The organism is Ruegeria sp. YTSC325, assembly GCF_059609525.1.
On record NZ_JBXWLY010000007.1, the window covers coordinates 25692 to 48995 of the forward strand.

General features: G+C 56.4%; 30 protein-coding genes. 17 read left to right on the forward strand and 13 right to left on the reverse strand.

Features of this window, described 5'->3' with window-relative positions:
• Nucleotides 1-4 precede the first annotated feature (4 nt).
• The gene (locus AC2FF7_RS11595) at nucleotides 5-1207 is read right to left on the reverse strand and encodes a pyridoxal phosphate-dependent aminotransferase (protein WP_480865895.1); all 1203 of its coding nucleotides are present in this window, start codon (nucleotides 1205-1207) and stop codon (nucleotides 5-7) included.
• A gap of 91 nt (nucleotides 1208-1298) precedes the next feature.
• Between AC2FF7_RS11595 and AC2FF7_RS11600 the strand changes: the two genes are divergently transcribed.
• The 3 genes from AC2FF7_RS11600 (at nucleotide 1299) to AC2FF7_RS11610 (ending at nucleotide 2521) form a co-directional block, all read left to right on the forward strand.
• Complete coding sequence (locus AC2FF7_RS11600; RefSeq protein ID WP_170354632.1) at nucleotides 1299-1691, forward strand: helix-turn-helix domain-containing protein; 393 nt, start codon at nucleotides 1299-1301, stop codon at nucleotides 1689-1691.
• Nucleotides 1688-1945 carry a succinate dehydrogenase assembly factor 2 gene (locus tag AC2FF7_RS11605; RefSeq protein ID WP_480865891.1) on the forward strand — a complete coding sequence of 86 codons (258 nt, stop codon included), beginning with the start codon at nucleotides 1688-1690 and terminating at the stop codon, nucleotides 1943-1945. Before AC2FF7_RS11600 ends, AC2FF7_RS11605 begins: the two co-directional genes overlap by 4 nt.
• A 78-nt stretch (nucleotides 1946-2023) precedes the next feature.
• The gene (locus tag AC2FF7_RS11610) at nucleotides 2024-2521 is read left to right on the forward strand and encodes a MarR family winged helix-turn-helix transcriptional regulator (protein ID WP_170354630.1); all 498 of its coding nucleotides are present in this window, start codon (nucleotides 2024-2026) and stop codon (nucleotides 2519-2521) included.
• Here the strand turns inward: AC2FF7_RS11610 and AC2FF7_RS11615 are convergent, their stop codons facing one another.
• From AC2FF7_RS11615 to AC2FF7_RS11625, 3 genes are read right to left on the reverse strand one after another with little or no spacing between them, the layout of a single operon-like run.
• The gene (locus tag AC2FF7_RS11615; protein ID WP_496905666.1) at nucleotides 2522-3244 is read right to left on the reverse strand and encodes a DUF1194 domain-containing protein; all 723 of its coding nucleotides are present in this window, start codon (nucleotides 3242-3244) and stop codon (nucleotides 2522-2524) included.
• The gene (locus AC2FF7_RS11620; protein ID WP_480865888.1) at nucleotides 3241-3945 is read right to left on the reverse strand and encodes a DUF1194 domain-containing protein; all 705 of its coding nucleotides are present in this window, start codon (nucleotides 3943-3945) and stop codon (nucleotides 3241-3243) included. Before AC2FF7_RS11620 ends, AC2FF7_RS11615 begins: the two co-directional genes overlap by 4 nt.
• Nucleotides 3942-4370 carry a VOC family protein gene (locus AC2FF7_RS11625; RefSeq protein ID WP_170752437.1) on the reverse strand — a complete coding sequence of 143 codons (429 nt, stop codon included), beginning with the start codon at nucleotides 4368-4370 and terminating at the stop codon, nucleotides 3942-3944. Before AC2FF7_RS11625 ends, AC2FF7_RS11620 begins: the two co-directional genes overlap by 4 nt.
• Nucleotides 4371-4547: 177 nt before the next feature.
• Here AC2FF7_RS11625 and thyX point away from each other — a divergent pair, with 177 nt between their 5' ends.
• Together thyX and AC2FF7_RS11635 are read left to right on the forward strand one after the other, a co-directional pair.
• Nucleotides 4548-5459, forward strand: coding sequence for an FAD-dependent thymidylate synthase (gene thyX / locus AC2FF7_RS11630; protein WP_170354614.1), 912 nt, complete (start codon nucleotides 4548-4550; stop codon nucleotides 5457-5459).
• Between the two features lie 159 nt (nucleotides 5460-5618).
• Nucleotides 5619-5819: a hypothetical protein gene (locus AC2FF7_RS11635; RefSeq protein ID WP_480844989.1), complete on the forward strand. Its 201-nt coding sequence runs from the start codon at nucleotides 5619-5621 to the stop codon at nucleotides 5817-5819.
• 76 nt (nucleotides 5820-5895) lie between these two features.
• Here the strand turns inward: AC2FF7_RS11635 and AC2FF7_RS11640 are convergent, their stop codons facing one another.
• Nucleotides 5896-6102, reverse strand: coding sequence for a cold-shock protein (locus AC2FF7_RS11640; protein ID WP_008758035.1), 207 nt, complete (start codon nucleotides 6100-6102; stop codon nucleotides 5896-5898).
• 50 nt (nucleotides 6103-6152) lie between these two features.
• On the opposite strand from AC2FF7_RS11640, the gene AC2FF7_RS11645 reads away from it, so the two are divergent.
• From AC2FF7_RS11645 to AC2FF7_RS11655, 3 genes are read left to right on the forward strand one after another with little or no spacing between them, the layout of a single operon-like run.
• A complete protein-coding gene (locus AC2FF7_RS11645) occupies nucleotides 6153-6287 on the forward strand; it encodes a hypothetical protein (protein ID WP_269149578.1) in 135 nt (44 codons plus the stop codon).
• A gap of 30 nt (nucleotides 6288-6317) precedes the next feature.
• Complete coding sequence (locus AC2FF7_RS11650; RefSeq protein ID WP_496905667.1) at nucleotides 6318-6635, forward strand: ArsC/Spx/MgsR family protein; 318 nt, start codon at nucleotides 6318-6320, stop codon at nucleotides 6633-6635.
• A 41-nt stretch (nucleotides 6636-6676) separates the two neighbouring features.
• Nucleotides 6677-7045, forward strand: coding sequence for a hypothetical protein (locus AC2FF7_RS11655; protein ID WP_170752445.1), 369 nt, complete (start codon nucleotides 6677-6679; stop codon nucleotides 7043-7045).
• A gap of 1 nt (nucleotide 7046) precedes the next feature.
• Here the strand turns inward: AC2FF7_RS11655 and AC2FF7_RS11660 are convergent, their stop codons facing one another.
• From AC2FF7_RS11660 to thrS, 5 genes are all read right to left on the reverse strand, one after another.
• A complete protein-coding gene (locus AC2FF7_RS11660; RefSeq protein WP_170354610.1) occupies nucleotides 7047-7565 on the reverse strand; it encodes a DoxX family membrane protein in 519 nt (172 codons plus the stop codon).
• Nucleotides 7562-8323, reverse strand: coding sequence for an HvfC/BufC family peptide modification chaperone (locus tag AC2FF7_RS11665; RefSeq protein WP_480865883.1), 762 nt, complete (start codon nucleotides 8321-8323; stop codon nucleotides 7562-7564). The genes AC2FF7_RS11660 and AC2FF7_RS11665 overlap by 4 nt, the downstream gene beginning before the upstream one ends.
• Nucleotides 8320-9177 (reverse strand): MNIO family bufferin maturase, encoded by an 858-nt coding sequence (gene bufB, locus AC2FF7_RS11670; protein WP_480865882.1) that lies wholly within the window; start codon nucleotides 9175-9177, stop codon nucleotides 8320-8322. The genes AC2FF7_RS11665 and bufB overlap by 4 nt, the downstream gene beginning before the upstream one ends.
• A 72-nt stretch (nucleotides 9178-9249) precedes the next feature.
• The gene (locus AC2FF7_RS11675) at nucleotides 9250-9552 is read right to left on the reverse strand and encodes a BufA1 family periplasmic bufferin-type metallophore (protein ID WP_170354607.1); all 303 of its coding nucleotides are present in this window, start codon (nucleotides 9550-9552) and stop codon (nucleotides 9250-9252) included.
• Nucleotides 9553-9773: 221 nt separating this feature from the next.
• Complete coding sequence (gene thrS, locus AC2FF7_RS11680; RefSeq protein ID WP_480865880.1) at nucleotides 9774-11732, reverse strand: threonine--tRNA ligase; 1959 nt, start codon at nucleotides 11730-11732, stop codon at nucleotides 9774-9776.
• Between the two features lie 217 nt (nucleotides 11733-11949).
• On the opposite strand from thrS, the gene AC2FF7_RS11685 reads away from it, so the two are divergent.
• The 4 genes from AC2FF7_RS11685 (at nucleotide 11950) to AC2FF7_RS11700 (ending at nucleotide 15112) form a co-directional block, all read left to right on the forward strand.
• Nucleotides 11950-12699, forward strand: a complete 750-nt coding sequence (locus AC2FF7_RS11685; protein WP_480865879.1) for an alpha/beta hydrolase — start codon at nucleotides 11950-11952, stop codon at nucleotides 12697-12699.
• Nucleotides 12696-13679 (forward strand): alpha/beta hydrolase, encoded by a 984-nt coding sequence (locus tag AC2FF7_RS11690; RefSeq protein ID WP_480865878.1) that lies wholly within the window; start codon nucleotides 12696-12698, stop codon nucleotides 13677-13679. Before AC2FF7_RS11685 ends, AC2FF7_RS11690 begins: the two co-directional genes overlap by 4 nt.
• A gap of 20 nt (nucleotides 13680-13699) precedes the next feature.
• The gene (locus AC2FF7_RS11695; RefSeq protein WP_496849125.1) at nucleotides 13700-14314 is read left to right on the forward strand and encodes a hypothetical protein; all 615 of its coding nucleotides are present in this window, start codon (nucleotides 13700-13702) and stop codon (nucleotides 14312-14314) included.
• An 81-nt stretch (nucleotides 14315-14395) separates the two neighbouring features.
• On the forward strand, nucleotides 14396-15112 hold the full coding sequence (locus AC2FF7_RS11700; protein WP_170752458.1) for an alpha/beta fold hydrolase: 717 nt from the start codon (nucleotides 14396-14398) through the stop codon (nucleotides 15110-15112).
• On the opposite strand, the gene AC2FF7_RS11705 is transcribed toward AC2FF7_RS11700, so the two are convergent.
• Together AC2FF7_RS11705 and phaZ are read right to left on the reverse strand one after the other, a co-directional pair.
• Nucleotides 15103-15687 carry a DUF6151 family protein gene (locus AC2FF7_RS11705; protein WP_496905668.1) on the reverse strand — a complete coding sequence of 195 codons (585 nt, stop codon included), beginning with the start codon at nucleotides 15685-15687 and terminating at the stop codon, nucleotides 15103-15105. The genes AC2FF7_RS11700 and AC2FF7_RS11705 overlap by 10 nt on opposite strands.
• Nucleotides 15688-15692: 5 nt before the next feature.
• Entirely contained in the window at nucleotides 15693-16964 is a 1272-nt protein-coding gene (phaZ, locus tag AC2FF7_RS11710) for a polyhydroxyalkanoate depolymerase (RefSeq protein ID WP_496905669.1), read from the reverse strand.
• A gap of 114 nt (nucleotides 16965-17078) precedes the next feature.
• On the opposite strand from phaZ, the gene AC2FF7_RS11715 reads away from it, so the two are divergent.
• The 4 genes from AC2FF7_RS11715 to AC2FF7_RS11730 all read left to right on the forward strand — a co-directional run bounded on the left by AC2FF7_RS11715 (nucleotide 17079) and on the right by AC2FF7_RS11730 (nucleotide 20918).
• Complete coding sequence (locus AC2FF7_RS11715; protein ID WP_480865874.1) at nucleotides 17079-18881, forward strand: PHA/PHB synthase family protein; 1803 nt, start codon at nucleotides 17079-17081, stop codon at nucleotides 18879-18881.
• 132 nt (nucleotides 18882-19013) lie between these two features.
• Nucleotides 19014-19460, forward strand: a complete 447-nt coding sequence (locus AC2FF7_RS11720; protein WP_170354599.1) for a phasin family protein — start codon at nucleotides 19014-19016, stop codon at nucleotides 19458-19460.
• Nucleotides 19461-19593: 133 nt separating this feature from the next.
• The gene (phaR, locus tag AC2FF7_RS11725; RefSeq protein WP_480865872.1) at nucleotides 19594-20148 is read left to right on the forward strand and encodes a polyhydroxyalkanoate synthesis repressor PhaR; all 555 of its coding nucleotides are present in this window, start codon (nucleotides 19594-19596) and stop codon (nucleotides 20146-20148) included.
• Nucleotides 20149-20159: 11 nt separating this feature from the next.
• Nucleotides 20160-20918, forward strand: coding sequence for a trypsin-like serine peptidase (locus AC2FF7_RS11730; RefSeq protein WP_480865871.1), 759 nt, complete (start codon nucleotides 20160-20162; stop codon nucleotides 20916-20918).
• Between the two features lie 3 nt (nucleotides 20919-20921).
• Here AC2FF7_RS11730 and AC2FF7_RS11735 read toward each other — a convergent pair whose 3' ends face one another.
• Nucleotides 20922-22136 (reverse strand): DegT/DnrJ/EryC1/StrS family aminotransferase, encoded by a 1215-nt coding sequence (locus AC2FF7_RS11735; RefSeq protein ID WP_170752468.1) that lies wholly within the window; start codon nucleotides 22134-22136, stop codon nucleotides 20922-20924.
• 215 nt (nucleotides 22137-22351) lie between these two features.
• Between AC2FF7_RS11735 and AC2FF7_RS11740 the strand changes: the two genes are divergently transcribed.
• A complete protein-coding gene (locus tag AC2FF7_RS11740; protein ID WP_480865869.1) occupies nucleotides 22352-23299 on the forward strand; it encodes a formylglycine-generating enzyme family protein in 948 nt (315 codons plus the stop codon).
• Nucleotides 23300-23304: the final 5 nt, after the last annotated feature.

Sequence of the window (23304 nt, forward strand, 5' to 3'; positions counted from 1 at the left end):
GGGCTCAGGTCAGTGCAGCGCAGAAATTTTGGATGCGGGTGCAAGCCTCGGTCAGCGCCTCATCCGATGTAGCATAGCTGACACGGAAATTCGGAGACAAGCCAAACGCGGCACCAAAAACAACGGCAACGTCAGCCTCTTCCAGCAACGCTGTGGCAAATGCCTCATCCGATGCGATCACGGTACCCGCCGGGGTTGTTTTTCCGATCAGACCCGCGATCGAAGGATAGACGTAAAAAGCACCTTCGGGCGTGGGGCAGGTGATGCCGTCGATCTGGTTTAGCATCTTCACCACAAGATCGCGGCGTCGTTTGAATGTCTCGGCATTGGGGGCCAGAAAATCCTGCGTGCCGTTCAGCGCCTCGACCGCAGCCCATTGGCTGACCGAACAAGGGTTCGAGGTCGACTGCGATTGGATCTTGCGCATCGCTGCGATCAACTCGGCCGGGCCTGCGGCATACCCGATCCGCCAGCCGGTCATGGCATAGGCTTTGGACACACCGTTACAGGTTAGTGTGCGCTCATACAGGCCGGGTTCGACCTCAGCCGGAGTGCAAAATTCGAACCCGTCATAGGCGAGATGTTCATACATATCATCAGACATGATCCAAACATGCGGATGGCGCATCAGCACATCGGTTAACGCCTTTAGCTCGGTCCGGCTGTAACCCGCACCAGTAGGGTTGGAAGGAGAGTTGAAGATGAACCACTTGGTGTTCGGCGTGATCGCGGCCTCAAGCTGTTCGGCTGTCAGCTTGAACTGGTTTTCCAAGGTTGTTTCCACCACGACCGGCGTGCCGCCTGCCAGCAGAACCATATCGGGATAGCTGACCCAGTAGGGGGCGGGGATGATCACCTCATCGCCGTCGTTCATGGTAGCAATTAAGGCGTTATACAGCGTCTGCTTGCCGCCGGTACCTACCGAGATCTGGGCAGGCTTATAGTCCAACCCGTGATCACGTTTCATTTTGGCACAAGCCGCCTGTTTCAACTCGGGGATGCCATCGGGCGCGGTGTATTTCGTTTTCCCCGCGGCAATGGCGGCGACAGCCGCGTCCTTGATGTTCTGCGGCGTGTCGAAATCGGGTTCGCCCGCGCTCAGTCCGATGACGTCGCGCCCTGCGGCCTTCAATTCGGCGGCTTTCGCTGTCATTGCGATGGTCGGTGATGGTTTTACGCGTGACAGTGTCGCAGACAGGAAACTCATGATCGGCCTCGGTTTGTATGTTCAACCTGTCTGTCATAGGGTGCGCCCGAATGACGATCAAGCGATATGCACAGTGGAATTGGAGACGCGAATGAACGACGAAAGCGACTGGTACGGCCCGGAATCAGCAACTTTTGGCGACCGGCTGGCAGGCGCGCGTGAAGCGGCAGGTATGACGCAATCGCAGCTTGCGCGGCGGCTTGGCGTCAAGAAGGCCACGATCGTCGCTTGGGAAAACGACCTGTCTGAGCCGCGCGCCAACCGTTTGTCGATGATGGCTGGAATGATCAACGTCTCGATCATGTGGCTTTTGACTGGCGAGGGTGAGGGCATGGATGCCCCGGTTGAAGTGGTGGAAAACGCGCCTGAGCTTGTTGAAGTCGTGACCGAGTTGCGCGCCATCCGTGGCGAGATGCGGGCCAGCGCCGAACGGGCCGCCAAGTTGGAGAAACGCGTGCGCCTGATGTTGGAGCGAAATCAATGACCGAGCCGCGTGACGTTCAGATCAAGCGATTGAAAATGCGCTCCATGCGCCGGGGGATTAAGGAAATGGACCTGATCCTGCAAGCGTATGCCGAACGCAATTTGGCGGCGATGGACAGTGCGGGGTTGGAAACCTATGATGCGCTGCTGCACGAAAATGATCAGGACCTGTATCAATGGGTGACCGGGCAGGTCACCGCCCCAGAGCGGTTCGGGGATCTGATAACTGATATCGCACAAACATTTCAAAAATAAAGAAAAAGACGGTTTAACCGAATTTTCGGTTTTTCGATTCATTCTGCCTGAAACAGCGCGATTGAATCGGAGGATCGGATGAGTATGGAAATGCAGGTCTCCGCGCACGGGGCCAAGGGCTTCATGACCAGTTATCTTGAGGCGCTTGCCCTTGTCGAACGGCTGCACCGTCTGCTTTTGGACGTCATCAAGGACGAGTTCGAACGTGTCGGCGTACTTGAAATCAACGCGGTTCAGGCATTGCTGCTTTTCAACATCGGCGATCATGAAGTCACGGCAGGTGAGCTGAAAAGCCGGGGATATTACCAGGGCAGTAATGTCAGCTATAACCTGAAAAAGCTGGTTGAGATGGGCTATATGCACCACCAGCGTTGCGAGATTGACCGCCGTTCGGTCCGTGTGCGTCTGACGCCGCGTGGACGTGAAATTCGTGACACTGTGTCCGAGCTGTTCGCGCGCCATGCCGATGGTTTGCAGTCACGTGGCGTGTTGGGGCTTGAGGGGATTGAGGACATCACCACCTCTCTCCGTCGGGTTGAACGGTATTGGACGGACCAGATCCGTTATATTTACTGATCAGGGTCGGGTGTATGGCCTGGCGTCGGACAGGACCAAGCCCTCAAGCTCGCGGATTAGCTTGCGGGTCATCGCATCCTCATAAGCTTCGAACCCGACGGCAACCTCGACAAAGGCGTCGGGGCCCAGAATGACCCAGGCATTGTAGTAAGCGGATAACTCACTGATCTGTACGTCGCGCTTGTCCCCGACATTGGCGTCATCGGGGCCGATAACCAGACCGTTGACGGTGATCCCGCTGGCTTGCAGTGCTTGTTTCACCTCGCGGGGGTGAGGGCCAATGTTGTGCTTTCCGTCGCCAGAAAGGTCCAGCGTTTGCTTCCAGCACTCGGGCTGTTGGGACAGTAATTCAGCGCCAAACAGCATTGCCGATCCAACTGCTGTCCCCTGAGGCGCCGAGCTGCGCATTACCGAGTTTAACAGGTTTGAAATGCCAACCAGTTGTTCCTCGGATCGGATTTCTGTCCAGTCCAGCAGCATGCGCTGATGACTGGCCTCACTCCATTCGAATACGGCGAGCCGCACCGCAGGACCAAGGCCCGAAAGAAGCAGTTGCTTGACCTTGGGTTGTTGCAGGGCAGCGGCCAGACCACCGAGTTGCAAACTGTATTCGGCGCTATCGACCGAGCCAGAGACATCCAGACCCAATGCAAGAGCCTGTCTGCACTCAGACAGGGCGGGTGTTCCCAAAAAGGCTGCGACAGCGGCAAGGTACCGGATCATTTTGGCGCTTCACCGGACAAAGCGCCGATTTGCAGGCCTTGCAATTCCCTCTCAAGCTTCCGGCGCATGGCGCGCTCGAAGTCTTCGAACCCTTGCGCCACTTCAAGAAAAGCGCCGGGGCCATGCAGGACATTGTTCTCGAAAAACGGGATAAGGAACAGCTCGCCTTCGAAATCAGCAGCGTTGATGACCAGCCCGTTCACCACGACGTCCTGAAACGGAAAGTGGCGGTAGGCCGAATCCGGCCCGTACCCGTCATTGTTCGACCCATCACCAGACAGATCAATGGTCTGGAAAAGGCAGGGCGGGGCTTGCTGCATCAGTGTCGCACCAAAGGCCAACGCATATCCCATCGCCGTGGCCGAACCGCTATCGGAACGAACTGATTGCTGTATCGTCGTGGCTGCAGCCAGCAAATCCGCCCGTGTACGGATCATCGACCAGTTCAGAATGACGCGCTGCGTGCTGCGCCCGCTCCATTCATAGACCGCAAGCGCGACGGGCATTGGCGATGAGAAAAACGCCTTGGTCACTTCAGGCGCGACAAGAGCTGCGGCCAGACCCTGCCTTTGCAATGTGTCTTCAGTGGCGTCCACCGAGGTCGATATGTCCATCGCCAAGGCAAGCGCCAGTCGGCAGGTCTCGGCCCGCAAGGGGCTGGCCAATACGGCCAAGCCCAAGGTTGCCAGCCAGCGGATCACCAATGTCCGGTGCTCTCCATGCTGGCCCAGGGTTCGGCGGGGTCCAGCGCGTCGCCGTTTTGCAGCAGCTCGACCGAAATGTTGTCGGGCGAGCGCACAAACGCCATGCGCCCGTCACGCGGCGGCCGGTTGATCACGACGCCATTATCTTGAAGCAGTTGGCACATTTCATAGATATTATCGACCCCGTAGGCCAAATGACCGAAATGGCGGCTATCGCCAGGTAATCCGTCGTCGCCATCCCAGTTATATGTCAGCTCGATCGGACGATCTTCTTGCCCCGGAGGCGCCATGAAGATCAGCGAAAACCGCCCCTGTTCACTGTCATACCGGCGGGTTTCTTGTAGCCCCAGCAGTTCGTAAAACGCCATGGATTTCTCAAGATCTTTCACACGGACCATGGTGTGGAGGTATGTCAGCCCCATTGCGGTTTCCTTTTTTGTTCAGGTGATGCCATGCACCTTAGCGCGCTAACGTAGTCTGTCGAGGGGCGCAGCGGACACAATTTAGAGTTTGCGCAAGTTAGCGCACATATCGCGGTTCCTGTCGTGGTTTTGCCGATATATAGTGGTCTGCGACTCATTCGCTGGAAAGGAAATTTCATGCCGCTGTCCTCTGACCAACTGACCGAGATCGAAGCGCAACGGGCGCAATCGTATCAAACGCGTCGTGTTGTTGCCCCGGGGATGGAGGATCACCTGTACACCGCGCATCAGGTTCTGGACCACGGTTTTGTGCGTGTGATCGACTATATGGGCGACGACGCGGCGATTTGTCAGGCTGCCCGTGTGTCCTATGGCAAGGGTACCAAATCCGTACAGAATGATGAGGGCCTGATCCGTTACCTGATGCGTCACTGGCACTCGACCCCTTTTGAAATGTGCGAGATCAAGCTGCATGTGAAACTGCCCGTCTTTGTGGCGCGGCAATGGATCCGACATCGGACTGCGAATGTGAATGAATACTCGGCGCGATATTCTATCCTGGACCGCGAGTTCTATATCCCCGCGCCCGACCATGTCGCGGCACAATCCGAGGTGAACAACCAGGGCCGGGGCGACGCTCTGCAGGGCGAAGAAGCCGCGCGCGTACTTGAGATGCTCAAGGCAGACAGTGCCCGGTGCTATGACAATTACGAGGCGATGATCAGTCAGGATGGTCAGCAGGGTCTGGCACGTGAACTGGCGCGGATGAACCTTCCGGCGAATATCTACACTCAATGGTACTGGAAGGTGGACCTGCACAATCTGTTCCACTTCCTGCGGCTGCGAGCGGACCCCCACGCGCAATATGAAATCCGTGTATATGCGGACACGATGTGCAAAATCGTCGCCGACTGGGTTCCTTTCGCTTACAAGGCGTTTGAAGATTACCGTCTTGGCGCGGTGAATCTATCCGCGCAGATGGTCGACTGCCTGCGGCGAATGTTGTCCGGGGAAACCGTTTCTCAGGAAAATTCGGGAATGACCGCCCGCGAGTGGCGCGAGTTTGAGGCCGTCATCCGCGAAAGCTAATCGCATATCGTTTGTCTATACGTTTTGTCGTGAAGCTGTTACATTGGCTTCATGACATGTCTTTCTTACATCCGATTTGCATGCCTCTTTTGCTTGCTTGGCGGCCCGGTTTTCGCCAAGTCTCCGATTGCCGAGGTATTGTGTGAACCGACATCCCGAATGCACGACAAGCTTGAACGTCAGTTCGGCTCGCAGCGCGCGGCCACCGGGGTGCGCAGTCCCGAACAGATCATGGAAGTCTGGACTAGCGAGAAAGGTGATTGGACGATGGTTGTCACTTATTCGACCGGCACGTCCTGCATCGTTGCGATGGGTCAAGACTGGTTCACGCACGCCGACACAGATCCGGCGCGCGGTTAACATTGGTCGAACCATTATTGGTCAACGGCCGGAAATTGGCCGTTGCCCTGCTTTGTCTTCCCGTCGGGAGGGGGCCTTACAACGGTTTCAAATCGGCGGCCATCTGGCGACCGTCGCGTCCGTCCTGCAATTCGTATGAGACTTTCTGATTGTCTGCGAGCCCGGTCAGACCTGACCGTTCAACAGCCGAGATATGTACAAATACGTCCTTGCCACCTTCATCGGGGGCAATAAACCCATAGCCTTTAGTGGTATTAAACCATTTCACGGTGCCAGTTGGCATTTCCCGTGTCTCCTTCTACTTACACGTTGTCCCACAAATTGGTGGGGGAAGTGATTGACGCCACCGCCTTTCATCACCGCCGCGCCCACACGCTTCGGCCCGAATTGCGTATTTCGTCTTTTTCAACATTGCACGGTGAAGTAAAAAATCAAGAATTACCGGAACACCTTGGCGAATTTGCCTAAAATTCACACAAGCATAGGAAGCCCCCTAAAATGCGCCTATATGGACTAAAGAACTGTGATACCTGCCGTAAGGTACTGAAATCATTGAGAGGTGTTGATTTTGTCGACGTGCGAGCGGATGGGGTGCCCGAAACAGTGCTGTCACAGGCATTTACACAATTCGGCGAGGCTTTGCTCAACACCCGGTCCACGACATGGCGGGGCCTAAGCGAAGACGAGCGCGCGCGGGCACCGCTGGAGCTGTTGCACGATCATCCGACCTTGATGAAACGTCCTTTGATCGAGCGTGACGGGCAGCTTTTTCTTGGCTGGACGGCGGCGACGAAGGCGGCTCTTGGCGTCGACTGAGCGGATGCTTATCTGCAAAGGCGCAAGCAAGAGGACGAAAGATGCGTAACGCAGCGATGATTTTGGGTGTGATTGCCGGGCTAATCGGCATGTTGGTCGGTTTTGTCGGCTATGGATATGTCGAACTGATCGACCGGTTCGGAGAGATCGACGGCCTTGCCGAGCAGGTGGACAACGCGCAGCTTATCCAGGCTATGTCGATCCTGGCACCTTTGCTGGCGATTGCCGGAGGGGCTATGGCCAAGGCGAGGGCATTGATTGGCGGGGCATTGTTGCTAATTTCAGCCGGCGGCATGTATTACGCGTTTGGGTTCAATGCCTTTACCATGTTCCCGGTTGCATTTGCCGGGGTGGCAGGGGCCCTTGGGCTGGCCGCGGGTAAACCGGACGAGCCCAAGGCGCATTTCTAAATCACTTTAGACGCAAGATGCGGTCTATTGAAATGGGGCCTGCACCGTTGATCACGATGACCAGGAACAGGAACGTCCACATGACGCGCTGGTCCATCAAGGTGATGGCATTGTCGAACAGCCCACCCAGTTTCACACCGTGACCGGCGACATCAACGATGGTTTGAACCCAGACGAAGCCGATCATGGCCAGGGCCGCGACGCGGGTGAGTAGACCCACCAGCAGCAATGCTGGTAGAACAAACTCGGCCACGGTGCCTAAAAAGATCACGATACGCTGGAAGAAGGTCATCTGGGTGACGTCATACAAAACGGCTTCAGCCGCTTTGGGGAAGATCTGGCCAAAGGCACCGGCTGACGCCGAGAAGATCGACCCGTCAATCTTCAGAGTGGCCGAATTCCAGTAGTAAACAAGCAATACAGCAACAAAAACAAGCCGTGCCAGGGTCGGTGTCAGCCAGTTGGCCGAGCTGTCCAGCCGTCCCAGGACATTGTTGTGAAGAGAGATCAGGGCAGTCATTGTGCCAGCCTTTCGATAGTCACAGAAGTAATGGCGCCACCTTGAAGCAGAGGCGCCAGAGTGGCCCCAAGGTCAAACTCGGGGGTGGTAGCGGATACGCTTTCGAATGCTTGACCGATCGTATGACCAGTCTGCATCTTAGATATCCAATCTGCGCCGCCTGCAGGCAGCAGATGCGGCGCGGGATCAAATTCGGGGCGGGTAACCAGCACGTCTTCAGCACCGGGCTGGGGTTTGGGGGCGTCGTCCATGGTGTTAAACCGCCACAACGAGAATATTGGCCACTCAGAGCGGACCACCTGCATTGATGGTGCGAATTCCAGCTTGGCCCGCATGACCTGTTCTGGGTCCACGGCCAGTGCGTCACCCGGTGCAGGCGTGCTGTCCGCCGCGTGGTAGGAGCGACGCAGGGCCAGTTCCAACCGGGCAACGTCGGGCAAATATCCCAGGTGCGAAAGCTGCTCCATTCCCGCCAGAAATTCAGGGAACGCTTCGCCGTAGAACATCATCATCGGCGTCGTCGGGGGATGCTGGCGTAGGAAAATTCCCGACAGACCATCCATGTTCTGAGCGCCTAACAGCTTCGCGATTACCGGGAAGGCCTGATGCATTGCTTCGGTCAGGGACACCGCAACATTGTTGCGATAAACGCTGAACCGTCGGCCTGCCGGTTGGGCGCGGGCATCCACCAACCCCTCTGGAACCGCCTCAGACGGGTTCAAAAGGGCAGTGTGAAAGGTGGATTGAGACACGCTCATGCCGGGATGCGGTCCAATGCCGCTTGTGCCCGGTCAGCCTCGGCTCGAAGAACAGGCCAGTCGGGAACATCTGTATCCCATTCGATCAGGACTGGTTTCGGACCCGAACTTTCCAGCACGTAGTCCAGCAATGCCCAGACGGGGTCCACGACCTCGCGCCCGTGGCTGTCGATCAGCAGGGGGCGACCGTGGTCGTCCTCGTCTTCGTCGTGGCCGCCTAGATGAATTTCGCCAACTTTTTCAAGTGGATAGGCGTCAATATAGCCCTGTGGTGAAAAGTCCAGATTGGTGGCCGAGACGAAAACGTTGTTCACGTCTAGCAAAAGGCCGCAGCCAGTGCGGCGCGAGATTTCGCGCAGGAAGTCAGGCTCGGACCACGTACTTTCCTCAAACGCCAGATAACTGGAAGGGTTTTCCAGTAGCATCTGCCGCCCGATAACCGCTTGCACCTGATCGATGTGTTCGCAAATCCGGGCAAGTGTTGCGTCAGTATAGGGCAGAGGCAACAGGTCGTTCAGGAAGTGGCTGTCATGGGTTGACCACGCCAGATGCTCAGAGAAACTGGCTGGGTTCAGCCAGCCGACCAGATGTTTCAGACGGGCCAGATGATCGGGGTCCAATGGGCCTTCGCCGCCAATGGACAGGCCGACACCGTGCACAGAAACAGGAAACTGTTCCGACAGGTGGCGCAGCTGCGCCAGCGGGCGTCCGCCATCGCCCATGTAATTCTCGGCATGGATTTCCAGCCATGCCACCGGATGCGCGTGATCCAGAATCTGTTGAAAATGCTGGGGTTTGTATCCGATACCCGGCGCTGCGGGCAGTCTGTTTGATCGAATAGCGTTGTCCAGCATTACAATGGTCTCCGGTTCGCGACAAAGAGGCGGGCGACAAGGCCCGCCCCTTCGGTTTTCCTAAGCGCGGGCTTATGCCGGCAGGTCGCGGTCCAGCGGCTCGAGCGAGCCTTTGCGGTCCGAACCGTCTGCGGTCTGGGGCAGCTCGATATCGGCGCAGGTGCCTGCGTCGACCAGCGTCCATGCGTTACCCTGATAATCAACGGTCGAAGTACCGGCGCAGGTGGTGCCGGGGCCTGCTGCGCAATCGTTTTCACCTGCCAGCGAAACGCCATAGCACTTTTCTTTGGCTTGGGCGGTTGCGGTGGTGGCGGCACCGGATACGGCGGCTGCGACTGCGGTTGCGATAACCAGGGATTTAGCGGTGTTCGACATCTCGGTAATCCTTTTGATGACTGCGTATGTCCGTGTTTGACACTAACAAAGGTAGTAGCTTGCGGGGCAGAGTTGAATTCACGAGCCCGTGTCTCACAACCCCGTCAGGCACTGTCATGCCCTATTGCAAGTTAACACATTGTTTTTGAAATCTAAAAAGGAAAATATTTCAACCCGGCCCCTATCTTGGGGCCGGATCAGCGGTGAATTTTCACCGAATGTTACAGCAGATCGGGCGGAGTTGCCGACTTGGAAAGTTCAATTGTTACAGCCTCAAGTGATTGAACCTGTGTTTGTTTCTCACCCAGACGGCGAACGCTGACGGTGCGTTCCTCAACTTCACGGTGTCCGATGGCCAGAATGACAGGCACTTTGCCGACTGAATGCTCGCGAACCTTGTAGTTGATTTTCTCGTTGCGAATGTCGGCCTCGGCCCGGACACCAGCGGCGCGCAGGGTTTCGACCACTTCATTGACGTAGTCATCCGCCTCGGAGGTGATCGAGGCGACAACCACCTGACGCGGGGCGAGCCAGAAGGGCAGTTTGCCTGCGTGCTCTTCGATCAGAATGCCGATGAAACGCTCGAACGATCCCAGTGTTGCCCGGTGCAGCATGAAGGGGCGATGCTTTGCGCCATCTGCGCCGATAAAGCTGGCATCGAGACGCTCGGGCAGGTTGGGGTCAACCTGCAGCGTGCCGCATTGCCACGTCCGCCCGATCGCGTCGGTCAGGGTGAATTCCAGTTTGGGTCCGTAAAACGCGCCTTCGCCTTCGAGGATCTCATAGTCGTACCCGGCCGCCTTGCAGGCATCACCAAGGGCCTTTTCCACCAGATCCCAGCTTTCATCCGACCCGATGCGCTTTTCCGGGCGGGTGGATAGTTTAATCGTCCAGTCGTGGAAGCCCAGATCGGCATAGACCTTGGATAGGAAGGCAATGAACTTTGCGGTCTCGGATTCGATCTGATCCTCGGCACAGAAGATATGGCCGTCATCCTGCGTAAAGCCGCGCACCCGCATGATCCCGTGCAGCGCGCCCGAGGGTTCATAACGTGCGCAAGACCCGAACTCGGCCATGCGTAGCGGCAGGTCGCGATAGGATTTCAGACCCTGATTGAACACCTGCACGTGGCAGGGGCAGTTCATCGGCTTCAGCGCGTTGATCGCCTTTTCGCGGGCGTGATCTTCGTCAACCTCGACGATGAACATGTTTTCCTGGTATTTGTCCCAGTGGCCCGAGGCCTCCCACAGCTTACGGTCGACGACCTGAGGCGTGTTCACCTCGACATAGCCGTCATGCTCCTGCATCCGGCGCATATAGTCCTGAAGGGTGGTGTAGATTTTCCAGCCGTTGGGATGCCAGAAGATTTGGCCGGGGGCCTCTTCCTGCATGTGGAACAGGTTCATCTCGCGGCCCAGCTTGCGGTGATCGCGCTTGGCGGCCTCCTCCAGCATATGCAGGTGGGCTTTCAGCTTTTCCTTGCCGGTGAAGGCCACGCCATAGATGCGTTGCAACATCGCGCGGTCGCTGTCGCCGCGCCAATAGGCGCCCGCGATGCTCATCAGTTTGAACGCATCGCCGGGCAGTTGGCCGGTGTGCTGCAGGTGCGGGCCGCGGCACAGGTCCTGCCAGTGGCCGTGCCAATACATGCGCAGTGGCTCATCGCCCGGAATGGATTCGATCAACTCGACCTTATAGGGCTCGTTATTGGCCTTGTAGAATTCGATCGCGCGGTCGCGGTCCCAGACCTCGGTGGTGACGGGGTCGCGTTTGTTGATGATCTCTTTCATCTTTTTCTCGATGAGGCCGAGATCTTCGGGCGTGAACGGCTCTTCACGGTCAAAGTCGTAGTACCAGCCGTTTTCGATGACGGGGCCAATGGTGACTTTGGTCGCGGGCCAGATTTCCTGCACGGCGCGGGCCATGACATGCGCCAGATCGTGGCGGATCAGCTCATTGGCCTGTTCCTCATCCTTCATTGTGTGGATGGCGATTTGTGCGTCGGTCTCAATAGGCCATTGCAAATCCCAATGCTTGCCATCGACCGTGGCCGAGATTGCCTTTTTGGCCAGCGAGGTCGAGATATCGGCTGCCACCTGCGCAGGTGTGATGCCTGCGTCATAGGATCGTGCATTGCCATCGGGGAAGGTGAGTGAGACGGATTTTGAATCCAAGGCCATGTTGGCTCTCCTCGTCGGTTTGGCGCCCACTGAACGCCCGGTTGCGGGTTATTTGCATCTGGCTGCTTTGGCAGGTGGGTGCGCGTGTGTCAAGTGTTGGAGCGAGGGGCGCTGCCCCTCGCGCACCCCGAGGTATTTTGGGCCAGATGAAGGGCGGATCAGGGAATTGCGGTTGGGGTTGGGACGTGCATGATGTCGGTAAAGCAAAGAGGGTTTTATGGCAGTGGCTGAATTTATGGACACCGCGCAGGGGCGGCGGTTGGCGTTTCGCAAAAGCGAGGGGGCGGCGCCTACGATTGTTTTTCTTGGCGGGCTGAAGTCGGATATGGAGGGTACCAAGGCGGTGCATCTTGAGGCGTGGGCACAGGAACGCGGGCAGGCGTTTTTACGGTTCGATTACTCTGGGCACGGAGAAAGTTCCGGCACGTTCGAAGAGGGATGCATTGGGGACTGGCATGAGGATACAGTTGCGGCGATTGAGGCACTGACCGAAGGGCCCTTGGTCGTTGTGGGATCGTCGATGGGCGGATGGCAGGCGTTGCTGTTGGCAAACGCGATGCCGGAACGGATCGCCGGGATGGTTACAATCGCTGCTGCGCCGGATTTTACCGAGGACGGGTATTGGGCCTCGTTCAGTGATGAGCAGAAGGCAGCGCTGGAGACGGTGGGGCATGTGGAACTGCCCTCGGACTACATGGAGCCTTACGTCATAACCAAGCGGATGATTGAGGACGGACGGCAAAGGCTGGTCTTGCGCGCAGCGCTGAATTTGCCCTTCCCAGTTCGGTTTTTGCAAGGCACTGCAGATACTGCCGTGTCCACTGAAACTGCCGTTCGTCTGCTGGACCACGCCGACGGGCCGGATATGAGGCTATTGCTGGTCAAAGACGCCGACCATCGGTTTTCGGATGGCCCTTGTCTTGAGCTGATCGAACAGGCGGTACTTGACGTGATGCCATCACAATGAAGCGCGCATTGGTTTGGACTGGTCTGCTTTTAGTCGCAGTAGGTTTCGGGACTTATTGGTTTGGTCCACGCGAACCGGTGGAACTCAACCCCACATTCGAGTCACGCAAGTTCGGGGAAGGTGTTCAGGTCTATTTCGAAAGCACAGAATCGGCATATGACGATATCGTACCCGGTGTTGAAAAGCGCGTGATCTGGCAGGACGGTTTCAAAGAGCAGCGCACACCTGTTTCCATTTTGTATCTTCATGGGTTTTCAGCCTCATCCGAGGAAATCCGCCCGGTCCCTGATTTGGTGGCCGATGCGCTTGGGGCCAATCTGGTCTACACACGGCTTCAAGGTCATGGCCGCAGTGGCGAGGCAATGGCTGAGGGCACGGCCTCGGGTTGGATGCAGGATGTCGCCGAAGGATTGGCCGCAGCCCGCGCCGTTGGGGAAAAGGTAATAGTGATCTCAACCTCAACCGGCGGGACACTTGCAGCAGCAGTAGCGGTAAACCCTGAGTTAAGCCAGGATGTAGCGGGGATGGTATTCGTGTCACCGAATTTCGGTGTGAATGCGCCCGGGGCTTGGATTCCTGGTCTGCCATGGGCGCGAAGCTGGTTGCCGCTGGTGATGGGTGAAACCCGTGATGTCTCGGGGCCGGACGAAGAAAAGAACACCTATTGGTCAGCGTCCTATCCTTGGGAAGCAGTGGTTCCCATGACTGTATTGCTGGATGTGGTCTATGCGCTTGATTTTTCGGATGCGCAGGTGCCGGCATTATTCTGGTTCTCGGATGACGATCAGGTGGTGCGCCCTGATCTAACCCACAAAGTTGCGCAAGCCTGGGGCGGACCGGCTGTGGTCGAACTGGTGACTATGGGCCCCGAGGATGATCCGGCATCGCATGTCATAGCCGGACGCCTGATGTCGCCGGGGCAAACCGATGCGACCGTATCGGGTATTCTGGCATGGCTTAAAACTCTGGGGGTCGAATAACCATGCGCAAACCAGGCAGCATGTGGAGCCTTGAGGCGTTGGGCCGCGTGCGACTGTCCAAACATTTCTACATGCGCGATTTCCTGTATTCCGAGATCGGGAATTTCCATGAAAAACAAAACCTTCCCGATAACCCCAACCTTGCCATAGAAACAGGTCAAGCCCTGTGCCAAACCTTGCTGGATCCTTTAGAGGAAACCTTTGGGCGTGTCGCCGTACGCTCGGGCTATCGGTCGCCGTCGCTGAACCGGTTCGGCAATGAAAACCGGCTGAATTGCGCGCGCAACGACAATCCATTGGAGTGCCACATCTGGGATCGGGGCGAAGGGGACGCGCGCATAGCGGGGGCTTCGATCGTGATTCCTTGGTTTGCTGATCAGTATGACGCAGGCCGGGACTGGCGGGATCTGGCGTGGTGGATGCACGATCATCTGGACTATTCCGAGATATGGTTTTTTCCCAAACTCTGCGCGTTTAATTTGGTCTGGAGGCCGATGCCCCACAAGCGGATCGACAGTTATATTGCGCCGCGCGGATGCCTGTTGCGACCCGGCGCCGAGCCTGCAGAAAATCAGCATCGACGGCGCGCACGCTATGCAGATTTTCCGCCGTTCAAGGGGATCGCTTATCCCTGAACTTTTGCTTGCCCAGTTCAACAAAACTACGCATCTTACGGAAAACGTAACACAAAGTGGTCGATTTCAAGGAGGCCCTGTGTGATTGAACCGTTGGTATTTCTGCCCGGGTTTATGTGTGATGCAAGGTTGTTCGGCGCCCAGATTTTGCAGATTTCTGGTGCTCGTGCTGTGACGGTTGCCCCGGTATCGGGCGGCGAGCGGATCGAGGAAATAGCCTCGGGGTTGTTGGACCAGTTGCCACATCGCTTTGCGCTCTGCGGGTTTAACATGGGCGGGGTCGTTGCTTTGGAACTTGTCCGTAGGGCTCCTGACCGGGTGACGCGTTTGTGTCTGATGTCTACCGACGCACAGGCCGATACACCCCAGATTGCTGCTGACCGAGAGGAGTTGATCGTAGGGGCCAAATCAGGCCGGTTCGAAGAGGTCATGCAGCGCTTGATTGGAACGGAGACGCTTGCTCCGGGGCCGGGGCGCGTACCGATTTTGAACGAGGTTATGGCCATGGCAAAGGATCAGGGGCCAGAGCTGTTTGAACGGCAGATGCGGGCGCTGCAGAGGCGCACGGATCAGCAACCTGCGCTTAGGCATATAAACGTGCCGACACTGATCATTTGCGGGGCACATGATCAGCTTACGCCAGTCAAGCGGCACCGGTTTATGGCCGAGATGATCCCTAGCGCCGAACTGAAGATTATGGAAGACGCAGGGCACTTGCCCCCTCTAGAGACGCCCGCAGAAGTCACGCAAGCGCTGGAAGAATGGCTGAATATTAGAGTCGGGTTGCCTTACTTATAAAGTGCTGAACGTTCAGCCTTGGTTAGGATAACAGGGGTTCTGATCGGATCACCCGTGCCGATGTCAAAAAACGGAGTGTGCTTCCAGCTTCCTGTCAAAAGAGACTTGAGTACCCGTGAGACAAGCCCGAAAGCCGCGTATCCCAGCTTTTCATGCTCTTGTTTGCCGCCGGGATTTGGAACAAAGCCACGTGTGGTGATAGGGCCGACGGCGGATGTATCCAACATGCGCGCGACAATGAATCCTGCGAATGGGAATTTCGCTGTGCGTGACGTGGTGGCCAATGGGGCATCACAACAACTGGCGTACCAGCGCAGCATTCCTTTTGGGCTGAGTTGCATCAATGCCAATTGTTCGGCACCGGTTTCGATACGAACTTCTTCGGGCAACATCTGCAGAACTTCGACCGGCCCGGGCGCTGGATCGGGTTGGTTGAAATAGAGCTGGGCCGCGCGGCAGTCGTTGCAATAGCAAACGACATGTGTCGAAGACCTTATACCTGCCGCGGTAATATGACCGCGCAGACAACCACACGAACAGGCAAAGGCTGTATCCACTGCCTTTGCCTTACGCATCTTGGTCAGGCGACTTTGTTTTTATTTGCCGGGCGACGTTGAGGCTTGCGCGTGTTGGCGTTCATGAAATCGATAACCAACGGACGAATATTGTCGCGCCAGCTTCGCCCTGCGAAGATGCCGTAGTGGCCAGCGCCGGGCTCGACGTGGCTGGCTTTTTTCGAAGCGGGCAGGCCGGTGCAAAGTTCAAGCGCTGCGATACACTGGCCAGGCGCAGAGATATCGTCATTCGCGCCTTCAACCGTTTTAACTGCTACGTCAGTGATCTTGCCGATATCTACTTTGTGTCCCGCTACAATGAATTCGTTCTTTGCAATTTCACGGTTCTTAAAGATGCGCTCCACGGTGGACAGGTAGAACTCGGCCGTCATGTCCATCACTGCAAGGTACTCATCGTAAAAGCGGTTATGTGCGTCATGGTCCGACGCCTCACCGCGCATGACGCGCTGAATTTGGTCCGAGAACGCCTTGGAGTGGCGATCCCCATTCATCGACATGAATGAGGCAAGCTGCAGCAGGCCGGGATAGACCATACGCCCGACGCCTTTGTACTTGAAGCCCACGCGTTGAATCATCGTTTCTTCCAACTGCCCCATGGTCACGCGGCGGCCAAAATCGGTGACGTCAGTTGGCGTTGCATCCGGGTCCACTGGTCCTCCGATCAGCGTCAGGGTGCAGGGTTGTGCCTTTGGCTCGACTTCGGCCAAATAGGCTGTCGCGGCCAAGGTCAAAGGAGCAGGTTGGCAGACGGCAACTACATGCGTTTTAGGGCCGAGCTCCTTCATGAAATCAACAAGATATAGCGTATAGTCCTCTACATCGAACTTGCCCTCAGACACAGGGATGTCGCGCGCATTATGCCAATCGGTGACATACACTTCGCAATTTACCAGCAAGCTTTTGACTGTGGACCGCAACAGGGTGGCGTAGTGCCCGGACATGGGCGCAACCAACAGAACCTTGCGAGGTTGTTCTTTTCGTCCGTTGACGCGGATGTGGATCAGGTCACCGAAAGGACGCTCCAACACAGGCACGATGTCTACCAAATGGTCCTTACCATCTTCGCAGGTGAAGGTGCGAATGCCCCAGTCGGGTTTGACAATCATTCGCTGAAATGTCCGTTCGGTCACTTCGCCCCAGGCAGCCATCATGCTGAACGCGGGATTGGGTACCATTGCAAACAGCGGGTACGAAGCCATCGCACTTGCCGTCGCGCCCATCCATTGGTTGGTATTGCGCATGGTTTCCATCAGATCGTAGGTCATCATGTAGCGCATGGATTGGGCCCCCTATGAGTGTCAGCCTGTACGTAAGGACTTTTCGTCGCTTTGCCTTATAGTTTCCGCGACGTTATTCTGCATAGCAGAAAATAGTAGGGGGGAATTGTTAAAATGACAACAACCGAAGACCGATCGCCAGAGCTAACCGAGGAACACCTTGAGCGGCTTAAAGAAAATATGAACAAAGTCGAAGCTTTGTCGAAGCGGCTGGTTGAAGTCATGGCTGGAAAAACTGCGCATTCCCCTGCGTTAGATGGCCCGAATCAAGATCTTTTTGCAAAAGCAGCAACGGCCTATATGACCGAGGCATGGCAAAATCCTGCCAAGCTGTTGGAGCATCAGATCGAGTTTTGGGGAAAGTCAGTTCTGAACTTTGCCGAAGCGCAGCAGGCTCTTGCGTCCGGAAACACCGACGCTGCGGAACTCGGCCCGAAGGACAAGCGGTTTTCCAACCCGATGTGGGACACAAACCCCTATTTCCGCTTTGTACGTCAGCAATACCAGACAAACGCCCAAGCGATCGCTCAGGCGGTCGCGTCAGTTGACGATATGCCCGAAAAAGACAAGCAACGGCTTCAGTTTTTCTCGCAGCAGATCATCGATATGATGTCCCCTACGAATTTTCTGGCCACAAATCCCGATGCCTTGGAAAAGGCGGTTGAGACCGAAGGTCAATCCTTGATTAAAGGTCTGGAGAATCTCGTCTCTGATCTCGAAGCCAACAATGGCGAGATGGTCGTACGTCTGGCCGATGACAGCGCGTTCGAGATTGGAGGCAATATTGCCACGACACCGGGTGAGGTGGTCTACCGCAATGAGTTGATGGAGCTGATCCAGTACAAACCCGCGACCGAGACCGTTTTCGAAACACCGATTATTCTCTTTCCGCCTTGGATCAACAAGTTCTACATTCTGGACCTCAAGGCGAAGAACAGCCTGATCAAGTGGGTGACTGAACAAGGCTATACTCTATTCGTTGTCAGTTGGGCGAACGCGAATGCCTCCCACGCGGATATCGGGATGGGCGACTATATCGAGCAAGGCTATCTGACCGCGATTGAGCAGGTGAAACAGATCTGCAAGGTCAAGCAGGTCAACGCTGTAGGCTATTGTATTGCGGGAACGACGCTTAGTCTGACCTTGTCGCTGCTCAAACAGCGCGGGGACAAGTCGATCAAGTCGGCCACATTCTTCACCACTTTGACCGACTTCGGAGATCAGGGCGAGTTTACCCCGTTCCTCCAGAATGACTTTGTCGACGGGATCGAGGATCAGGTCGGCAAAGACGGTGTTCTCAAAGCTTGGGTGGTTGGGCGGACGATGTCTTTCCTTCGGTCCAATGACCTGATCTATGGTCCTGCAATCCGTAGTTATATGATGGGCGAAACCCCCCCGGCCTTTGATCTGTTGTTCTGGAACGGGGATGGAGCAAACCTGCCCGGTCGAATGGCAATCGAATACCTTCGGGGTCTTTGCCAAAGCAATGATTTCGTCAATGATGGGTTCGAGCTATTGGGGCATAAGCTGAATATCCGCGATGTGGATGTGCCATTGATGGCCATAACATGCGAAACGGATCACATCGCGGCATGGAAAGCCTGCTACCGTGGCGTGCAGCAGATGGGCTCGCGGTCAAAAACGTTTGTTGTCTCGCAATCCGGCCATATCGCCGGGATTGTCAATCCGCCCAGCAAGAAGAAATACGGACACTATACCAATCCCGATCTAAAGGCGGATGCCGATGGTTGGATGAAAGAGGCGGATTTCCATGAGGGATCGTGGTGGCCTCTTTGGGAAGCTTGGTTGAAAAAGCGTTCTGGCAAGCAAATCCCGGCGCGTGAACCGGGCGATTCGGACCATCCGTCTTTGTGTCCGGCACCCGGAACCTATGTTTTGGTCAAGGCAACCGATTGATTTATCAGGGAATCAGAAGTTTTTTCTGCATCGCAGCAAGAAAATTCTTGTAATGCTGCGATGCAGCAATCATATTGTCCTCAAGCTGATGAAAACCGGGGCAGGCCCGGTTCGGCAAAAAGGATTTGGACAATGGCTAAGACACAAGACTTCACCGCTGCTCTGAAAGACATCATGGGCGCGTTTCCCGTTGACACCACCGCACTGGAAGGTGCCTTCAAGTCGACCGCAACCCTGAACGAAAAACTGTCGGGTGTTGCTCTGGAAGCTGCAGAGAAATCGGCAGAAATTTCGAACAAATGGACCAAAGACACTCTGGCCAAACTGACCGAGATGTCGAAAGCAAAAGCAGAGCCTGCTGACTACGCAAAAGCCGCAACCGACTTCGCAAGCGCGTCGGCCGAAGTTGCCGCTGAAAACATGGCTGCTTTCGCTGAAATCGCGAAAAAAGTTCAGAGCGAAACCGTCGAGCTGCTGATGGCTGCCGGTAAAGACGCTGCAGAAGACGCAACTGCTGCTGTCAAGAAAGCCACCAACGAGGTGACTGCTGCTGCCAAGAAAGCAACAGCTGCCAAGTAAGTAAGGCCGCGAGGCGCACCCATCCTCCCATCTGGTGCAATCGCGTCGGGCAGGTCGAAAGACCTGCCCTTTCTTTTTGTTCTGCAGTCGCATAATCTCTGCTGCAACGCATCATCCTTGGGGAGGGTAAACGGTGTCAGAACAAGAAAAACCGTTGTTGATCAAACGCTATGCCAGCCGTCGGCTGTATAACACCGAGACCAGCGACTACGTCACGCTAGAGGATATCGCCGTGTTCATCCGCGATGGACGCGAAGTGCAGATTATCGACCTGAAGACAGGGGATGACCTGACACGCCAATATCTGCTGCAAATCATTGCGGAACACGAAAGCCGGGGCGAAAACGTTCTGCCGGTGAACGTGCTAAACGATCTGGTCCGCAGCTACATGCTGCCGGGCGGGGGTATGATGCCTCAGTTCCTGCAAAGCTCGTTCGAGATGCTGCGCGAAAGCCAGTCGAAGATGATGGAAAACATGAGCGCCATGAATCCGATGTCGCAGATGCCGGGGTTCGAAGCGATGCAGGCGCAGCAACAGGCGTTTTTGAAGGCGATGACCGGTGGACTTTCGGGCAACTGGTCCGGTCCGGACAAAGAAGAACAGCCTTCGACAGAACCCAAAGAGGATCTGGACGAAATCAAGAAACAACTGGCTGAGCTGCAGCAAAAGCTATCCAAGCTGAATTGACGCGACCGGTAATGCTCCGGCTTGTTTTGGGTGTCGCATTAGCGTGGTCAAGCCCTGCGCTGTCGCAAGGTGTTTATTCGGATGATTGGTCCGAGGTTTGCAGGTTGGGCAGCGCGGCCTCACTCGGTTGCGACGCCGTGCGTGAACGAGAGATCCAGGACGCGACGCAAGTGCCCTGGCGCGCAGTCGGGCGGGTCAATTTTGCAGGTCGGGACCAACGATCACATTGCACTGGCACTCTGGTGGCAGAGCGTTTGGTTCTGACTGCGGCGCATTGCCTTTTCAACACGGCACGCAACCGTTGGATCCCACCCGCCAGCATACGGTTCGCAGCTGGTTATCAGCGAGGAGAAGCGGTCGCGGTCTCGGGCGTGTCGGGCTATCGGCTGCCGCCCGGGCAGGGACCAACAACATTCAACCGGCGCGCGGATCTGGACTGGGCGCTGCTGGAACTGACCGAGCCTCTTGGACAACAGATCGCACCGGTGCCTTTAGCGAAAACCGCTGCGCCCTCATCCTATCTGGTGGGCTATCCCGGCGTGCGGCCGCATGTCCTGAGCCGCACCCCGTCATGCCCGCCAACCCGCGCAGAGCAAGGAATTTTAGTGGCTATTTGCCCCGTGATGATGGGGGATTCGGGTGCGCCGCTTTTGGTGGATGGCCCGGAGGGGCCACAGGTGGCAGCCGTTCTGTCGCGTGTTGCCGCGACCGCGCAAGGGGTCACGGCGCTGTTTGTCTCGTCGGACCTTGTTGGTCCTCAAGGGAACTAGCAGCTAGGTGCCATAGACCGGAACCGGCCCGGTTACTTCACCAACCGAAGCCAGTAGGATGTCGGCGATCACGTCTAGTTCCTCACGCGTCAGACGCACGGGCAGGCGCACGTCACACGCCTTCATCAGCATGTCACGCGTCTGCGGCAGTTCAAACTGTTCCGGTAGGAACTGCCAATTCCAAAAGGCGCGAGCGTTATCCGCGCTTTGACCAAAGACCTGAACCTTGACCCCACGCGCCTCGGAAGCTTCGGCAAAGGCGCGGATCTCGTCATCGCTGAGGCCCACCAGATTGAACTGGATCGAATCCGGTGCGCGGCGCTCGGGCGACAGGGGGGCAGGGACGTCGATGAAATCCGAGCCATTCAGACGCTCGGCCACATAGTCATGATTGGCCAAGCCATCCTTGACGCGCCGCGCCAGTTCGGGAATCTGGGGACGGATCACGGCGGCGCTGAGGTTGCTCATCCGCAGGTTATACAGTGGTAGTTTGTTCTGCCAGCGGGCAAAGGCCTGCTCCAACTCGGGCGAGTTGTCGCCGTGCGGGGTTTTGTGTTTCTTCCAGTTATGCTCATACGCGCCTGACATGATCACGGCCTGCGCCACCAGATCGGCGTCGTCTGTGATCAGAATGCCACCTTCGCCCGCGTTGATCATCTTGTAGGACTGGAACGAGAAACAGCCGACTTTGCCAATCGTGCCGATATTCTTGCCGTGCCATGTGGTGCCCAGCGAATGCGCCGCGTCCTCGACAACTGGAATGTCACGCGCGTTGCACAGCGCCATGATCGCGTCCATGTCGGATGTATGGCCTCGCATATGGCTGATGATGACGGCCTGAACACTGTCCAGTTTGGCCTCGAAATCGGCCATGTCGATGCGATAGTTCTCGCCCACTTCGCACAGCACCGGGATGCAATCCGCATGAACGACCGAGGACGGCACGGCCGCAAAGGTAAATCCGGGGATCAGCACCCGCGCATCCCGAGGCAGACCCAATGCCTTGAGCGACAGGAACAAAGCGGCCGAGCAGGACGATACGGCCAGCGCGTATTTCGCGCCCAAAAGGGCCGCGAATTCGCTTTCCAGAAGCGCGACCGGCGCGTCTTGCGGCGCGGTATAGCGGAACAGGTCGCCCGATTGCATCAGGGCGTCGATGGCCTCACGCGCGGCGGCAGGGATGGGTTCGGCGTCATGAACGTTAGGCGGAAGCGTCATATTTGATTTTCCCAAATTCTATCTTTGGAAAAGATAAAGCTAAAAGAACGTCAATCCAAGCCCCTACGTGACCATGCAGCAAAATTTCACCTAACTGTCGCAATCCAGAGGATAACTTCGTTCGGACCCCGGATAGCGCCTTGCATCCGTTGGGGAATCCGGGTGGCAATGGGAAAATCTAAACATTGCATTTCACGGTTCGGATTGTTCCCATCATGCTTGCTAGACTTGCTTTTTCATTGTCCATTCTCGCTCTGCCAGCTCAGGCGCAATACGTCCTGTCCGACGGAACCGAGGTAGCCCCGCTTGAGATGTTTCAGGAATGCGACGTCTGCCCCGAGATGATCGTGTTGCCGTTGGGAGAGTTCCTGATCGGCGGGCCGCCGGGTGAATCTCGTTTGAAAATTCACTTGGGCGCGAATCCTATGCGGTGGGCCACTCCTGAGGATCCCTATATCGCGTACCACGAGGGCCCTGTTCATCCTGTTAAGATTGATATGCCAATTGCTATTGGTCGAAATGAAGTGACGCATGAACAGTGGATGGCGTGCGTCAATGACGGTGGCTGTGGAGGGCATGTTCCGCGCGATTGTATATTACAGCGCGATGCTGCCTGCGTAGATGTTCGGGGCAACTACCCGGTTGTTGATGTCTCTTATTCCGACGGCGTGGCTTATACAAAATGGCTCAACGACAAGATTGGCGCCGATGTGTACCGTTTGCCAAAGGAAGCAGAGTGGGAGTATGCAGCACGCGCCGGAACGCAGACCCCATTTGCTCAGGGTGAGGAAGTAACAACCGATCAAGTCAATTTCCACGGCAAACCAACCGAAGAGATGTTGGGTGTCAAGCGTCCGGAACTGGCACGGCGTGGTCATCCGGTTCGGGTTGATGATCTCGACGCCGCCAATGCGTGGGGATTGCGCCATATGTCAGGCAATGTAGTTGAGCGTACAATGTCTTGCTGGACTTCAACTCACATAGGTTTTGCGACTGTAAGTGACTATCTGCGACACGCTATGTTGCCTGCGTGTACAGACCGCGTCGGGAGAGGTGGTGCCTATTGGACCGCTATGGATTTCTCTAGGGTCGCTTCGCGCGGGCGAGTAGATGAGGACGCAAGGCTAATGGCCGCTGGGTTTCGAGTGCTACGCGATTTTTGATAGTC